Annotated in this window: 13 protein-coding genes; 7 read left to right on the top strand and 6 right to left on the bottom strand. The window is 47.8% G+C overall.

What is annotated here, in order from left to right; translation table 11 throughout:
- Nucleotides 1–33: 33 nt before the first annotated feature.
- Nucleotides 34–441 (bottom strand): RidA family protein, encoded by a 408-nt coding sequence (locus RGU75_RS00435; protein ID WP_322232305.1) that lies wholly within the window; start codon nucleotides 439–441, stop codon nucleotides 34–36.
- Nucleotides 442–580: 139 nt separating this feature from the next.
- Nucleotides 581–901 carry a hypothetical protein gene (locus RGU75_RS00430; protein ID WP_322232304.1) on the bottom strand — a complete coding sequence of 107 codons (321 nt, stop codon included), beginning with the start codon at nucleotides 899–901 and terminating at the stop codon, nucleotides 581–583.
- An 886-nt stretch (nucleotides 902–1,787) separates the two neighbouring features.
- Here RGU75_RS00430 and RGU75_RS00425 point away from each other — a divergent pair.
- The 7 genes from RGU75_RS00425 (at nucleotide 1,788) to RGU75_RS00395 (ending at nucleotide 11,131) form a co-directional block, all read left to right on the top strand.
- The gene (locus tag RGU75_RS00425) at nucleotides 1,788–3,176 is read left to right on the top strand and encodes a TIGR03013 family XrtA/PEP-CTERM system glycosyltransferase (RefSeq protein ID WP_322232303.1); all 1,389 of its coding nucleotides are present in this window, start codon (nucleotides 1,788–1,790) and stop codon (nucleotides 3,174–3,176) included.
- A gap of 1 nt (nucleotide 3,177) precedes the next feature.
- Nucleotides 3,178–5,307 carry an XrtA/PEP-CTERM system histidine kinase PrsK gene (gene prsK, locus RGU75_RS00420; protein ID WP_322232302.1) on the top strand — a complete coding sequence of 710 codons (2,130 nt, stop codon included), beginning with the start codon at nucleotides 3,178–3,180 and terminating at the stop codon, nucleotides 5,305–5,307.
- A complete protein-coding gene (gene prsR / locus RGU75_RS00415; RefSeq protein ID WP_322232301.1) occupies nucleotides 5,294–6,646 on the top strand; it encodes a PEP-CTERM-box response regulator transcription factor in 1,353 nt (450 codons plus the stop codon). The genes prsK and prsR overlap by 14 nt, the downstream gene beginning before the upstream one ends.
- Before the next feature lie 82 nt (nucleotides 6,647–6,728).
- The gene (locus tag RGU75_RS00410) at nucleotides 6,729–8,321 is read left to right on the top strand and encodes an acyl-CoA ligase (AMP-forming), exosortase A system-associated (protein ID WP_322232300.1); all 1,593 of its coding nucleotides are present in this window, start codon (nucleotides 6,729–6,731) and stop codon (nucleotides 8,319–8,321) included.
- Entirely contained in the window at nucleotides 8,318–9,556 is a 1,239-nt protein-coding gene (locus RGU75_RS00405) for a pyridoxal-dependent decarboxylase, exosortase A system-associated (protein ID WP_322232299.1), read from the top strand. The genes RGU75_RS00410 and RGU75_RS00405 overlap by 4 nt, the downstream gene beginning before the upstream one ends.
- Nucleotides 9,557–9,718: 162 nt before the next feature.
- Nucleotides 9,719–10,432: a serine protease gene (locus RGU75_RS00400; protein ID WP_322232298.1), complete on the top strand. Its 714-nt coding sequence runs from the start codon at nucleotides 9,719–9,721 to the stop codon at nucleotides 10,430–10,432.
- Between the two features lie 81 nt (nucleotides 10,433–10,513).
- Nucleotides 10,514–11,131, top strand: a complete 618-nt coding sequence (locus RGU75_RS00395; RefSeq protein ID WP_322232297.1) for an XrtA/PEP-CTERM system exopolysaccharide export protein — start codon at nucleotides 10,514–10,516, stop codon at nucleotides 11,129–11,131.
- A gap of 112 nt (nucleotides 11,132–11,243) precedes the next feature.
- Here the strand turns inward: RGU75_RS00395 and RGU75_RS00390 are convergent, their stop codons facing one another.
- From RGU75_RS00390 to prsT, 4 genes are all read right to left on the bottom strand, one after another.
- A complete protein-coding gene (locus tag RGU75_RS00390; RefSeq protein ID WP_322232296.1) occupies nucleotides 11,244–12,083 on the bottom strand; it encodes a hydrolase 1, exosortase A system-associated in 840 nt (279 codons plus the stop codon).
- Entirely contained in the window at nucleotides 12,080–12,949 is an 870-nt protein-coding gene (locus tag RGU75_RS00385) for a hydrolase 2, exosortase A system-associated (RefSeq protein WP_322232295.1), read from the bottom strand. The genes RGU75_RS00390 and RGU75_RS00385 overlap by 4 nt, the downstream gene beginning before the upstream one ends.
- On the bottom strand, nucleotides 12,946–13,197 hold the full coding sequence (locus tag RGU75_RS00380) for an acyl carrier protein (protein WP_322232294.1): 252 nt from the start codon (nucleotides 13,195–13,197) through the stop codon (nucleotides 12,946–12,948). The genes RGU75_RS00385 and RGU75_RS00380 overlap by 4 nt, the downstream gene beginning before the upstream one ends.
- A gap of 118 nt (nucleotides 13,198–13,315) precedes the next feature.
- On the bottom strand, nucleotides 13,316–16,066 hold the full coding sequence (gene prsT / locus RGU75_RS00375; protein WP_322240130.1) for an XrtA/PEP-CTERM system TPR-repeat protein PrsT: 2,751 nt from the start codon (nucleotides 16,064–16,066) through the stop codon (nucleotides 13,316–13,318).
- Nucleotides 16,067–16,421 lie beyond the last annotated feature (355 nt).

The following is a 16,421-nucleotide window of genomic DNA, read 5'->3' as shown; positions in this document are numbered from 1 at the left end:
CACGCCTCGGTAGGCCTCAACGCATTGCGTCTCTCATTGCTTCTTTGGTATTCCCGCAATCAAGTCAATCTCAACAATCGCCCCAACTGCCAGTCCGGTGATACCGACGCAGGTGCGGCTGGGCAGCGGACCTTTGAACCAGCTCGCATACGCAGTATTAAACGCGTCGTAATCGTCAAAAGAGGTGAGGTAAATCCGCACCATTAACGCGTCATCAAATGTCAGGCCAAACTGGATCAGCACGGCCTCCAGGTTTTTGCGTACTTGCGTGGCTTGCGTCACGATATCGTCGCCGACCACCCCGCCGGTAACGGGATCGGTCGGCATTTGTCCGGTAATAAACACCATATCGCCCCATTGAGTGGCATGTGCAAACGGACCCACTTGGGCCGGAACGCCTTTGCTCTGAGGAAATGAAAAAGTCTGTTTCTTGGTCGTCATCTGCAAATCTCCAAATACGATGGATGGTGGGATAACTCTATCTTAGCAGCGCGGCGTTGCGCCGCCGCGGTCTGATGATGCTAAGGGCAGGGTGAGGCGCTTGCATCGTCGCCATCCGCCCAGACGCACCTTTTTCAGGTTACCTGCTGGTTCTGTCATCAAGCCGATCAATACGACGCGCAGCCATGTCCGCCAGCAGTTGAGATGACATCAGTGCCAGACGCAGCAAGCGCTCCGTCGCAACAATATCCAGTGTTGGGGCGGTATCGGTATTTCTATCCGAATTACTCAAATGGACTATATCGAGGCATGTTTTGATGCCTTCGCAGCCATCTACCGTCATGGCATAAAACTGCTCGCGCTCATTATGTTTGTGTTCCAAAAGTAGCCACGAAAATGATTGATGGAATGCTCCTGGAAATTCTGGTTGGTTGGATGGTGATGGTGGTGGTGTGTTCATGAGTGGTCCACCGTGCTGGTTTGGCTGTAAAAGCGACTAATGTTGTATAAGTTGGTGTGAATAGGCGTCGTGGTAATTGGCATAGTGTGATTTCTAAAGGTGTCGATTACACTGCGACCCGTTCTCAAGCGGGTGGGCAGCAAAGGCAGGTTGAGAAACCGGCATCCATAGCCACCGGCAGCCCGAAGGCTCCCACCGATGCCGCCCAATGAAGGCGCAACAAAGGCAGACGCACGTAAAAAAACGGCTTTGCGCCGTTTGTGCGCTATGGATGGCAGGTTCTCAAGCCCGATCCCCTTTTTCTCGAGGACAGCCAAACCATAACGGAGATTTCCCTAAGTGCAAACTTTATTGAGAGTCCGATACAGCGAGGAATGTGTACTAAAGCCGCGATTTTTTTTGCGCATTCGCTTATCTCCATCTCTCATTCGCGAGGTCTGGCGGCATCAAATCTCTTGAGTAGTTACTCATATTTTTGTGAACTCTATTATTTTTACGAGAAAAATAAATGATAGGAAATGTCAGTTTTCGTAGGAATCTTGACAATTTCCAACGCTATAGTTATGTGACTATAAATAGAACATTTTAACTAAAGTTGCAGTATTGACAAAGTGATTGTTCATGTCATCGGGGAAAAATTTATCAAAGAACACCAAGGATTTTTTTCGTATAAATTTTTGCTCTATGAAAGTTTTTCTAGTGGGTCATTACCAGTTTTTTTCCGGCATAAGCGACAACGCAATTGCCAAGTCTGAATACGTCTCTGCCCGAGTAATAACTTTTTTGACCGTGTAAGAACGACAAAAGTGATATTCGCCGTAATGAGTAATCATTGTTCCATGCTGTGTAGTGGATTTCGTGGAGCAACAAGGGTGCGGAGCTAAGCGTGTTAAAAATTTCAAATCACTATGTATCAAAAATAGTATCTATTCTGCTTGGCGTGGAAATTCTGATTTTGCTGAGCGCTGCGTACCTGGGCGTCAATATTCGATTCGTTGGAGGTAGCCATTGGGCGACAAACTTCGCCGAATTTTTGCCTTCAAATTGTGCGTTTGTTGTTTCAATCGTGTTCGGGATGAGTGCGCTCGGAATGTATCAACGTAACCTAAATGGAGGGCTGCGCACGACATTTCTTCGCATTATGCCTTCGTTCGCAATGGGACTTGGGATCTTGATCGTCGTTTTTTATGTGGCTCCCGAACTCTATCTGGGTCGCGGTATCTTGCTATTAGCATTTTTTTTTGCAGGCGTAGGCATTCTGCTGGCACGCGCCATATTTTTTAAATTTTCTAAATCTGAATTTCTGGCTTCAAGGATTATTTTTTTAGGTATTGGCGAACTGGCGCGTGAATGTAGCGTAGTGGCCAGCGGTATCAGTGACAATAAATATCATATCGTCGGTTATGTTTCCGTCGGGAGCGAAACTAATTGCGTGCCACAGGGCAACATTTTTTGCGCTGATGAGTCGTTGCTAACGATTGCCAGAAGGCATGATGTTAATGAGATTGTGGTCGCACTACAAAATCGGCGTGGTGCGAGTGGACGTATCAATGAGTTGCTGGAATGCAAGCTAAGCGGTATCCGCGTCATCGAGTCAGCGGCATTTTTTGAAAGAGAAGTGTGCCAGATCAGAGTCGATTCTTTGCTGCCGAGTTGGCTAGTCTTTGGTACTGGATTTGACCAGACGACGCTGCGTGTTTTCTTCAAAAGATTTTTCGACATATTAACTAGTGTGATCCTTCTGATTTTTACAGCACCGATCATGCTGCTTGCTGCTTTGTGTATTTTCATCGAGGATCGGGCGCCGATTTTTTATCAGCAGGAGCGCGTCGGAAAAGATGGTGACTGCTTCATGGTGATCAAATTTCGTAGCATGCGAAACGATGCGGAGCAGTCAGGAAAACCGCAGTGGGCCTCGTCGAATGATCCCCGTATAACCAGGGTCGGCTCGATCATTCGCAAATTGCGTATTGATGAACTGCCGCAAATTCTTAACGTCCTGAAGGGGGAAATGAGTTTTGTCGGCCCTCGACCGGAACGGCCATATTTTGTCAGGCAACTCAGCAAAGAAATTCTGTTCTATAACGTCAGGCATAGCGTAAAGCCGGGAATAACCGGGTGGGCGCAGGTCCGTTATCAATACGGTTCTTCGGTGGAGGATGCGATTCAGAAGCTGCAATATGATTTGTACTATGTCAAAAACAACAGCTTATTTTTGGACATTCTTATATTGATAGATACGCTCAGAGTCGTGCTTTTTGGGGCCGGCAGATAAGATGGCGGTAGCCTTTCAAATGTCGATGAACATCGCGGTACTGGGCTACTCGTTGGCAATGCTCGCATTTTTTTCTCTCATTGTGCTGCTGCTGACCAGTTGGAGGAAGCAACTTAACGCTAAGGCGCTGATATTTTCCTGTCTGCTGACGATAGGATGGAGTGCGACGCTGGCCTGGCAGTCCGGTTGGGCCACGCATTTTTCAGTAATCAGCGATGTAACCGAAGTGCTCAGGAATGCCGGGTGGACTGGTTTCCTGCTATTGCTGATGGGTTTTTTTCAGAAACCGAAAAGTCTGTCTGGGCCAAGATTAAATTCGGTAGTCGTTGCGATCGGGATATTTTATCTGGTCATTTTATTGGCTACCCTTGCCAGAAATACGGAACAGCATTTTGTCGTTGCAGAGATCGTTGTGATGGCTAGTACCGTTGGCCGATTAGCATCCGCTGTACTTGGACTTCTGTTGGTGGAGCAGCTTTATCGCAATACACCTGTCGAAGAACGCTGGGGAATTAAATTTGCTTGCATGGGCATGGGTGGTCTATTTGCCTATGATTTTTATATGTATAGCGACGCTATGCTGTTTCGGCACGTCAATATCGAGATATGGTCGGCTCGCGGTGTCGTCAACGCGCTGACAGTGCCGTTGATTGCTATGTCGGCATCCCGTAATCCCAAATGGTCACTGGGTTTCACCGTTTCTCGTCGCATTGCGTTTCATTCCGTGTCACTTTTTGGCGCAGCAATTTACTTATTGGCGATGGCATCTGCCGGTTATTACCTGCGCTATTTTGGTGGCCGTTGGGGCACAGTCATTCAGGTAGCATTTTTGTTTGGCGCGTTGATTTTGCTGGGTTGTATATTGTTTTCTGGCGTATTTCGTTCATGGTTACGAGTGGTGATCAGCAAGCATTTTTTTAATTACACCTATGACTATCGTGAAGAGTGGTTACGATTTACGCGGATTTTGTCCGAAGATGGACCTGATTTAGGAGTGCGCGTTGTTCAGGCATTAGCCAAGTTGGTCGAAAGTCCGGGAGGGGCGCTTTTTGTCACCCGCGAATCAGGACAATCAGGACACTGTGAACGCCTCGCAAATTGGAATATGTCTCTCATGAGCCAGTCCGACCCCGCGAATCTTTCCTTATGTCGTTTTCTTGAGCAGAAACAATGGGTGATTGATCTTAAAGAGTATGCAGACAATCCGACGCGTTATACCAATGTCGCACTGCCTGAGTGGTTGTGCAATTTTTCCAAAGCCTGGTTAGTAATACCACTTAGCTTGCATGGAAAATTGTTGGGGTTTGTTGTGCTGGCCCAACCCAGAAGTGCGTTGAATTTAAATTGGGAGGTCATAGACTTGCTTAAAATTGCGGGCAGTCAGGCCGCTAGTTATTTGGCGCAGCAGGAATCTGCGCATGCCTTGATGGTTGCGCGACAATTTGAATCCTTTAATCGTATGTCGACGTTTGTTGTACATGATTTGAAAAATTTGATTTCACAGCTATCGCTATTGATGTCGAATGCAGAAAAGCATAAGCACAATCCAGAATTTCAAAAAGACATGCTCGCGACGATTAATCACTCAGTGCAAAAGATGAAATTGTTGTTGCAGAAGTTGAGCCGTAAAGACGCTATTGAGACCTATATTCCGTTGAACATTGATGCGCTCTTACAGCAAATCATTCAGTCCAAGTCGCGTGCAGAACCCCGACCTACGCTTGAGATCGGTGATCCCGGCTTAGTGGTGATGGCCGATTGGGAAAGGCTGGAACGGGTGATTGGTCACATCATTCAGAACGCGATTGAAGCAACATCCAAAGCCGGCAAAGTGGTCGTTAGTGTTGCAAAGGTTGATGAACGTGTGGCGATATCGATCAACGATACAGGACGAGGGATGAGCAAGGAGTTCATTCGTGACCGATTGTTTAAGCCTTTTGAAAGTACGAAATCGGCAGGAATGGGTATTGGTGTGTTTGAAAGTCACGAGTATATCAATGAGTTGGGAGGCCAACTTACCGTCATCAGTCAAGAGTCAATCGGCACAAACTTTCTGATGATGCTGCCATTTCATAAGGATACGACGAAACCTATCGCGCTATTGCAAGAGGAAGCCAGTGAGTCAAAATAAACCAAAGCTGTTGATCATCGAAGACGATCCTGGCCTCCAAAAGCAATTGCGCTGGAGTTTCGACGCTTATGAAGTCCTGATTGCAGGTGACCGTGAAAGCGCGCTGGCAATGATGCGGCGGCACGAACCTGCGGTCGTGACGATGGACCTTGGCTTGCCACCCGATCCAGACGGTGCGACCGAGGGATTGGCCACGTTACAGCAATTACTGGCGCTTGCTCCTGATACCAAGTTAATCGTTTTAACCGGCAATCAGGACCACGCCCATGCGGTCAGTGCGATCGGTATGGGCGCGTATGATTTCCATCAAAAGCCGTGTGACGATGAAATATTACGTCTGGTCGTTGAACGTGCTTTTTATTTGCATGCACTGCAGCGCGAAAATCGCCGCATGCAATTGGCACAAAGCGACTCGCCGATGACTGGCCTGATTAGCCGTGATGCTGGCATGTTGAAGGTCTGCCGCAATATAGAGAAGGTTGCTCCGTCTTCTGCTTCGGTCATGCTGTTGGGTGACAGCGGTACAGGAAAGGAAATCCTGGCGCGGGCATTGCATCAGCTTAGCGCGCGTCATGGGCATCGCTTCATGGCAATTAATTGCGCCGCCATACCCGAGAATCTTCTGGAGAGCGAGTTATTTGGCTATGAAAAAGGTGCGTTCACCGGCGCTGCCAAGCAAACGTTAGGCAAGGTAGAGCTGGCCCATGGTGGCACGTTTTTTCTGGATGAAGTGGGCGATTTGCCGATGTCTTTACAAGCAAAACTTCTACGGTTCTTGCAGGAGCGTGTCATTGAGCGCGTTGGTGGTCACACTGAAATTCCAGTTGATGTGCGTGTCGTTTGCGCGACCCACCAAAATTTAAAAGAGTTGACTGTTACCGGACGCTTTCGGGAGGATTTATATTTCCGCTTGAGCGAGATCGTGATCAAGATTCCTACCTTGAGGGAGCGAGCCGGTGATGCGACATTACTGGCCCATCACTTTGTCAATAAGATCAGCGCCAAAGAGGGACGTTCTGTGCTGCGCTTTAGCCAGGAGGCTTTGACTGCGATCGAAGGTTATGCATGGCCCGGCAATGTACGTGAGATGGAAAATTGCGTGATGCGTGCTGTCATCATGGCGGATGGTCCCCAGATAACCGCGGATGATCTCGGTCTGGCTGTGAATCCATCGACGGAGGAGCCGATTAACTTACGGCAGATACGAGACGACGCGGAATACAAAGCTGTGGTGAAGGCATTGGGTCGAGCGGACGGCAATATTCTTAAGGCCGCTGAATTACTTGGCGTTAGTCGGCCAACGTTGTATGACTTAATCGGACGACATGGGATTAAGTAAGTTGAGTAAGCACAGTCTTTTGATTGAAAGTTACATTTATCTGGCCCTGTAAGCCGTCTACCTTTTTTGATTTTTTGCCGCAATGACTAATCTTGTTCACGAGTTTATTTTTCACGCAGCCTCTGCGTCGCCAGATGCAGAAGCCTTGGTGTATCAAGGACATCGTCTCGGGTATGCTGGACTGGCGACACAAGTCGATGCAATGGCGCAGCTTTTGCTCGAGCTTCGGATCAATGCCGGTGAACGGGTTGCGATATATCTGGAGAAACGTTTCGAAGCGGTGGTGGGAATGTTTGGTGCGGCAGCGGCCGGAGCCGTATTTGTGCCCGTCAATCCACTGCTCAAATCTGCTCAGGTCGCGCATATTCTTGCTGATTGCAACGTCAAGATCCTGATAACGACGACCGACCGGTTGGCGGCTCTTGCGGATGTAATGCAGCAGAGCAGGGATTTGCATACGGTTATTATCGTCGGCTCAGGGGCGGCATTGCCAAATTCCTCTTTATTGCAGGGCATAGACTTTGTCTATTGGGACGAGGTTTGTCATAAACTCAGGTCCTTGGCACGCCACCGTCGTATTGATAGCGACATGGCCGCCATTCTTTATACCTCCGGCAGTACGGGCCGCGCGAAAGGGGTGGTCCTATCTCATCGTAATATGGTTGCAGGTGCAGTCAGTGTGGCAGGTTATCTGGGTAATACCGCTCAAGATCGCATTCTTGCTGCGTTACCGTTGAGTTTCGACTATGGATTGAGCCAGTTGACGACTGCGTTTTATGCCGGTGCTTCAGTCGTTTTGATGAACTATTTATTTCCACCGGATATCGTCAGGGCCGTAAAGACTGAGCGCATTACCGGTCTTGCTGCTGTTCCGCCGCTGTGGCATCAATTGGCGCAACAAGATTGGGGTGATGCAAGTAGTTTGCGCTACATTACCAATTCTGGAGGCGCGTTACAGCGTCCGACATTGGATAAAATGCGTGCGGCATTACCTGCAACGCAGATTTATTTGATGTACGGGCTAACGGAGGCATTCCGTTCCACTTTTCTGCCACCTTCTGAAATCGCTACGCGCCCCAATTCGATTGGACGTGCCATTCCAAATGCTGAAGTGATTGTGGTTCGTCCCGACGGAACCCTTTGCGAGCCGAATGAGCCGGGGGAATTAGTGCATCGTGGTGCATTGGTCGCTATGGGCTATTGGAATAATCCAGAAAAAACTGCGCGGCACTTTAAGCCTGCGCCAGGACAGGACAAGGCGCTTCCGTTCGCCGAGATTGCAGTGTGGTCGGGCGACACCGTGCGCTTGGACGAAGAGGGATTTCTCTATTTCATTGGACGCGATGACGACATGATCAAAGTATCAGGTTATCGGGTTAGCCCGTATGAAGTAGAAGAGGTGGTCTACGCAACAGGATTGGTGGCGGAGGCAGCCGCAATTGGTGTGCCGCACCCACAGTTGGGCCAAGCTATTATTGTTGTGGTCCCACGCGCTGACGGCATGTCATCGGCTCAGGCTTTGCTTAAGGGATGTCAGAGTCGTTTGCCATCGTATATGGTTCCAGCGCACGTCGAGGAATGGGCAGATATGTTGCCGCGTACCCCAAACGGGAAAATTGATCGCAAGTTTTTGCAACTGAGCTTAGCTTCATTTTTTACTGATCAGGTGAAATGACGATGCTGCCGAAACCAGTTCATGCGCCGCAGCAGAAGTTTCCGACCGTCGGCAATTGCCTTCAGATTGGCGGCATACCGTTGACACAACTGGCTCAGCGTGTCGGAAAGACGCCGTTTTATGCGTATGATCGCGGCCTGCTGGTAGCGCGGGCGCAGTACCTTCGCAGTTCTTTGCCAAAAGAGATCGCGCTGCATTATTCGATCAAGGCAAATCCGATGCCTGCTGTCGTTCAGTGTATGGCCAATCTGGTCGATGGATTTGATATTGCGTCTGGCGGCGAACTTAAAGTGGCGCTCGATACGCCTATGAGGCCAGACTGTATCAGTTTCGCCGGACCAGGAAAAACAGCCGCAGAGTTAACCCAAGCGATCGCCGCCGGTGTGGTCATTCATCTGGAGTCGGAGCACGAGCTTGAAGCAGTTGTTGATATTGGGCAACTACTTGGAATTGCGCCTCGGGTGGTTGTGCGGGTAAATCCGGATTTCGAAATGAAAACATCGGGTATGAAAATGGGTGGCGGTCCCAAACCATTTGGTATCGATGCCGAATTGGTGCCGCAGCTGCTCAAACGCCTTGCATGGTTAGATGTCGATTTTCACGGATTACAAATTTTTAGCGGCTCCCAGAGCCTAAACCCCGCTGCAATTATGGATGCACAATCGCGTACATTTGATTTGGCTTTTCGGCTTGCCGGGTACGCACCACAGCCCATGCGTTTTCTTAATATTGGCGGGGGATTCGGTATCCCTTACTTTCCCGGAGATAAGCCTTTAGATGTGCGTCCGATCGGTGAGCATCTAGGGCAGTGGCTACCGCGTGTGCGGGCTGCGTTGGGGAATACTGAGATAGTCATCGAGTTGGGACGCTATCTGGTGGGCGAAGCAGGCGTCTATGTTTCTCGGATTCTGGATCGTAAGACCTCACGTGGGAAGATTTTTTTAGTTGTTGACGGTGGGTTGCATCACCATTTGGCCGCCTCCGGCAACTTTGGTCAGGTGATTCGCAAAAATTATCCGGTCACGGTGGGCAATAAAATGTTGGAGACCGCGCGCGAAGTAGTGTCCGTGGTGGGGCCATTATGTACACCGCTCGACATACTTGCAGAAGATATGGAATTGGCTAAGGCAGAGGTTGGGGACTTGATTGTTTTGTTTCAATCCGGTGCCTACGGTTTGACTGCTAGCCCTACGGCTTTTCTTAGCCAGGCTGCGGCTGGCGAAGTGCTGGTATGAATGGTGACTTATGACTTGTGATAACACTATTACGAGTAAAAAATCGCAACCATTTTTTTTAGATTTTTTATGTTCGACTTCAATATATCCCCAATGGGAGACTATGTGAAAAATACATTATCGTTGGTTAGAAAGTCCCTTATTTTTTTAATTGGGTATTGTTTGCTGGAACCTATCAGTGCCAGCGAGTTGATGCAGACGATTGAAAGCGTTAAGCCATCCATTGTTGGGATTGGCACTTTCTTGCAGCTCCGTAGCCCAGCGACTAGTTTTGTGGGTACTGGATTTGTTGTGGGCGATGGTCTTAGCGTCATTACTAATGCGCACGTTATCCCTGAGTTGATTGATGGTGAGCACAAGGAAACTTTACGTATTACGGTAGGAAAAGGTGAGGGCATTGAGTATCGGGATGCAGTATTGATCGCCATGGATAAGTTGCATGATCTGGCTTTGTTAAAAATCAGCGGACTGCCGCTTCCGCCTATGAAGCTGGGCGACTCTACTGCTGTCCGAGAAGGTCAATCGATGGTTTTTACAGGGTTTCCTCTTACCGGCATTCTAGGATTTCATCATGTGACCCATCGCGGCATGATTGCGGCGATTACGCCGGTTGCCACGCAGGCGCCTAATGCCAAATATCTGGACGTAAAAGCCATCATACAAATGCAACGGAACGCATATCCAGTATTCCAACTGGATGGAACCGCTTACCCCGGCGGTAGCGGAAGTCCGTTATACGATCCAGAAACGGGCGTTGTATATGGTGTTATTAACAAAGTGATTAATTCAACGAAGGAAGCTGCGATTACTAATCCCAGTGGCATTACGTATGCGATTCCGGTCAACTTTGTGCGTGACCTGATTGCCCGCAGATAGGCTTATCAACAAGATGAAAATAATCACCGTATTTTTTTTGTACTCTCGTCTCAACTTCAATGATCAAAAAGGAAAAAAATTATGTATAGCGACTTCATGAGATGGTTAGCCGTTTTAGCTGTTTCGATGTTGATGCTCGGGGGATGCGCTAGCACCAGCCATCAACCCCAGGTGGACGATAGCCAGGTTCAGCGGCATGATTATCTGATTGGTCCAGGAGATAATCTCAATATTATCGTCTGGCATAACCCCGAAGTATCTCTCAGTGTTCCAGTGCGCCCTGACGGAAAAATTTCAACGCCTTTGGTGGAAGATCTGCCGGCTAGTGGTAAAACCGCAACGCAACTGGCTAGAGATATAGAAAATTCTCTGACCAAATTTATTCAGCAGCCAGTAGTTACCGTGATGGTCACTGGATTTGTCGGATCGTACAGCGAGCAAATTCGCGTCATCGGACAGGCCGCCAAACCGCAGGCACTCTCCTATCGTCAGGAAATGTCTCTGTTGGATGTACTGATTGCTGTTGGGGGGATGACTGAATTTGCATCCGGCAATAAAGCCAGTATTATTCGGACCATCGATGGCAAGCAACGGAAACTGTCTGTTCGTCTGAATGACTTGATTAAGGACGGTGATATTTCCGCCAATATATGGATGCGCCCCGGGGACATACTGGTCATACCGGAAAGCTTCTTTTGATGTTCGCGCCGCTGCGATAGATGCATAAATAAATCTGTAAATAACTGTGCAAATTTATGTGCAAATACATACAAATTGATGGTAGCTAAAATCCACCATCAATTTGGATTTTCTACCATGACTGAAGCCAGTCCTTGGTCCAGCGCCCGACTTTGTCGCGCCATACTCTCGTTGAAAAAGTATGATTTGCACCGGGTAACGTGTGAGTTTGAGTTTGCTGATTTTCCAGAAGTACGCGCCATTTTTCGTTTGAAGCAACGAGATCGCTGAATTCACTAGCGGTCAGATCGTCGCCGCTTAATATTAATAATACTTTTCCCTTAAAACGACTGTATCCATCAAACATGCGATCCGGTAATGACGCTGATGCTCTTGGTTGGGCGCGCTTAAAACACGCCATGCTGACGTCATTGATTAACGAGCGGGCCGCGGCAATATAATCCACTTTCCCCGTCAAAATCTTCTTCCACAAGGCATTGTCAGACAGACGTGAGAAGTAGTAATGTTTGAGATGGGCTTTTGCTAAGCCACTTTCAGTTCGTACCCACGGATTAAGCAGAACAAGTCCGGTAACCCTGCTATCCCGCCAGGCATAAAAGAGTGCTGCTGATGCTGCATCACAGAGGCCCCAAATGACCACTTCAGTCATGCCGGGAACGGATTGAATAAAATGGTCTATTGCACAGCGGATGTCATCATTAATATCCTCGAAATTTCGCGTATCGCCTTCGCTGTCACCCATCCCTCGATAGTCGAACCGCATTGTTGCTATGCCGGATGAAGCGAGATAGCGCGACAGCAGCGTAAATTGGCGATGACTTCCCGCGCGATATTGCGGGCCACCGACCAGCATCACGACACCTCTGTTACCGGCCTGCTCAGGCATACTTAAGACACCATACAGCCAATCATTGTGACAAAGGAAGCGTACAGCATGGTCTTCAGCATTCATTTTGACATCACCGAACCTTCATCAAGAAGGGATGTAGTGACGGTTAGCAATGCAGGTGCGTCCGATATATCTTGTAATGCCCAAAAAGGCTGTCCCAACACTGCATGCTGGTGTAAGTCAGCATTCTGACGCCGCCATTCGTTGACTACTTCGGTTGTTAATGACGGTATTGTATTGAGGCCAGGGCCACTTATATCGAACCAATATATCGGAGCAGTATTCACCCATAGCGTCTTGGCATCGAGGGCATCAATGGCGGAAGTAAGGGCGGGGGAAATGTCATAGCCAGCTATTTCGAACGTTTCTCCGTCAAGCATTGCACTCCGCATTGCATTTGTCGTCACTGAGGTTCCGATGGGCTTCTGGCCGTCGGCTAAAATGCTACTTGCAGCGCGTAGCCTGAGAAACTGCGTCATAAAGGATTTTCCGTTGATCACAGGCTGCCAAAGAATGATGGAGGTTATCCGATTTTGCGCATGCCGTGCGAAATCCATCGCGAGTAATGCGCCCAACCGTAGCCCCCATAAACCTATTTGGGTGTGCAAACGCTGAATGAGCCATTTTTCTGCAATGCCCAGATCTGCCTTCCAAATTTCCCACGTTGCGTCGGCAAATTCGCCAGTGCTATCACCGCAACCGAACAGATCAATTATCAGCACGGCATAACCGTTCTCGGCAAATTGGCGGGCCTGCAATGTGACGACTCGACGTGACCGATTCATTTCTTCCGCAAATGGATGAACGTAAATAAACGCCCCACGACAGACGCGATCTGGCGGTGGTGCGTGATAGATGCAAAAGCGCTTCCCAGGCGCGGCCGTCAGAAAAAAAGATTCCGCAGGAAAGCGATCGGGATGCGTTTTCATTGCGCTAGTTTCTGCTCGATAAAAGTGGCAAGACTGCCTACCGTGTAAAAAATACTAGCACTGATTTCATCGTCATCAATGACAATGCCGAAGCGCTCTTCGAGTGCGGTAATGATGTGGATAACGGCCATTGAATCCAATTCTGGGATACTTCCCAGCAAGCCGGAATCTGCGTGCAAGGTGCTTGCCCGCTCACCAAGATTGAGGGTATCCGCCAAGAGGAGCTTGACCTGTTCAATAGAGTGCATATGCAATTCAGGTGCAGTAAAAATAAATGGTGAATGGTAAATAATGGGTGAGCGAATGCAACCCGACAAGGATGCTGGCTTTGCCTGATTACTTCTAGCTAAAGCCAGCCGACAGCAATTATATTGTCTTTGCCAAAGCCTTAGCTTCCTCCATATTTGCGAAGTTTTTCCCTGTTGCTATTAATATATCCAGTTCGATTCTTGCTTTGACCTTGTCGCCAGACTTCAGCAATCCAAGCGCCAGGTGATACCGGATATCCAACGCATCTGGTGCAGCGTTACTGGCTTTTTGCACAAGAGGAAGGCCGCGCGTTGTATCACCCTGTTCGATTAACAACCAGCCCAACGTATCCATTACCTGAGGGTTGTCGATTGCCAATTGATGGGCTTTTTCTGCTGTTTCCAATGCGTGAGGATCTTTTTCTTGCTGATACGCAAGGGCCAGATTGTTGAGCACACCGATATTGCGAGGTTCCTGACGTAAGACCAATAGATATTGCACGATTGCGGCTTTGGTTTGCTTCTGCGCGAGATAGGTTTCCGCTAGATAAATATGTAGGGCAACCTCCGTTGGGTGCTGCTCGAACCATTGGTTGACCCGGGCATCTGCCTCTTTCGTTTTGCCAGCTAAATTCAGCGATTCATGCAGCTTCATCAGCAGTGTTACATTTTTGTTATTCACAAGAAAAGCTTGCTCATAGGCTTTCGCCGCTAAGTCAGGTTTTTTCTGGGATAGCAGGATATTGCCTTCTATTTCATAACCTATGGCTGACTGTCCGGCTTGTTTCTGGATCTTCCTGGCAAACTCAATTGCTTGCGCCTGATTGCCACTGCGCATATATAAGGACGTTTGCAAAATCTCGGCATCCAAATAATCAGGCTGTATCGCAAGCGCCTTCTTAATTGCTTCCGACGCAGCGGTAGGATTGTCCAGAGCGATCTGAACCGATGCAATTTTAAACTGCGTCACAGGCGAATTTGGCAGTAAAGCGACTAGTCTCTGAAAGCTTTCCAACGCAGCTAATTTGTCGTTGTTGGCAAACTGTGTTTGAGCCAGCAGGTTCAACATGTCGGGATCGGTTGGATGGGTGGCTTGCAACTTACGCGCCAGCGTCAGCGCTTTTAACTTTTCGTTAATTTGCAAATAACGTGATGTCAGGCGCATCGCGGCAGGTAATGATTCTGGATCTTCCTGTGTCGCACGTTCTAGCCAAGCTGTTGCTTCTTCTTGATGTTTTTGAAAAAGCGCAAGACTTGCCATGGCGTTTATTGCCTGAATATTCTTTTTGTCTACTGCTAGTAAAGCCTCGAGACGCTTTCTTGCTACATCAGGTTTTTTTTCCCTTAAGTCCAATTGAACCAGGTTGATAATTGCAGGAAAATAAGCCGCTTGTAGCGAAAGAGCTTTTTCAAAACTTGCGCGTGCGCTAACGAGGTTATTTTGCTGGTAATAAATATCACCTTTTAGACTTTGAACGAGAACATTTTTAGGCTGTTCTTTCTCAAGTGCGTTTGCTGCCGTGAGCGCTTTATCAAATTCCTGAAGACGTATGTGCGCCATGATTAACAAAATGCCCGATTGCGGCGATTTTGTATCCAGAGTCGTCGCCATTTCCAGTTCAGCGACTCCTCCTACATTTTCTCCCATGGCTAACTTACTCAACCCTAATGCTGTATGCGGCTTCGCAGTTTGCGGTACCAACGCACTCGCTTTTTCGAAATATTCTGCCGCCTTGATAAAGTTTTTGCTTTGCATATTAGTCTGGCCGGCAAGCATTAACAGTTCGACGTCTTGTGAAGGGTCTTTCAATGCAGGCTCTAAAGCGAGACTTGCGTTAGCGATGTCGCCGCTATTCAAAAAAGTCGAGACCAGTAATTTGCGCGCATAGAGGTTATTTGGATTCTTAGCGAGATATTTGGTCAAATATTGTTTCGCTTGTGGCATTGATCCCAAATTGTATTGAAGTGCGCCGGCGATCAGTACCCCCGGCATATAGTCCGGCATGGCACTTAATACTTTTTGTATACCTTCTAATGCCTCCGCGTTTTTTCCCTGACTAAAATCCAGTAATCCCTGCATATAAAGAACGATTAGATTCTTGGGAGCACTTTTTTGCGCGGCATCGATATCGATCTTGGCTTCAGCAAATTTTTTCGCGCCTATTTCTAAAGAGGCTTTATTCAACAGCGCGTCGACATTGTCAGGTTTCAGTGCTAGTACAGTATTAAAAGCCGCTAAAGCTGGTTCAGTAGCGTGTTGCCCACTCAGCAAATTGGCCTTAAATAGCAGTACTTCGATATTCTTTGGGTTTTTATTAACTGCGTGTTCCGCAAAACTGGTGGCAGCCGCAACATCATTCTCTATCAACGCGTTCTTGGCTAATCCAATGAGAGCAGCAGGAAAATCGGGGTCACTTTTGAGGCTAGATTCAAAGGCTTCTTTAGCCTCCTTATTTCTCCTCAGTCCGAGATAGGCGTTCCCTCTCATAGCCAGGACGTCGCCTTGCGTAGAAACTTTTTCTGTTTGATCCAGCACATTCTGAAACTGATTTTGCATGAGCAGCGATTTCCCTAAGGCAGGCAACACCATCTCGGCGCTTTTCCCTAGGCTTAATGCCCTCCGCAGTTCTTTCTCAGCTGACTGTGGATCGCCGGTTTCTATGGCAATCATTCCCAGCAAATATCGGGCCTCCACATTATCGGGATTTTTTTGCAGGACATTTTTCAATTGAATTTGTGCAGACGCGTCGTCGCCTTTTTGCTGATAGTTCCTTGCTTCGCTTATCAATGCGTCTGCAGACTGCGTCCTGCTACATGCAGCAAGGCCATAGGCAAATAGAAACGCAGCCGACAAGAGGGTTGCTTTCATCACAAAACTGTTTTCTTTACTGAGCATTTCGCGTCCTTGTTACTTCATGTCGAGCCGGAGGTTTGGAAAATACAACTATTGCATGGAGGGCCAAATAATTATCGTTTTGATAAAATTTAATTTACGTCGCCATGCAGAGCGCTGATGAAACAGCGAGATTTTTCATCATCATTTGCTTTGTACTAAAACCAACGACTATAACAACTACTACACCTCTTAGTATCTAAATATTATCTTGATCGATAAATTGATTATTTTTAGGAACTACTCTCATCTATTGTCAATAAATAACTTTAAAATATTATTTAGATATCTGTGCCAGTAAATTTAAATTTTCCACGTATAAAAATTATCT

Source organism: Glaciimonas sp. CA11.2, assembly GCF_034314045.1.
GTDB lineage: Bacteria > Pseudomonadota > Gammaproteobacteria > Burkholderiales > Burkholderiaceae_D > Glaciimonas.
Note: the sequence above shows the minus strand (reverse complement) of the source record. Positions and strands in the feature narration are given on the sequence as shown.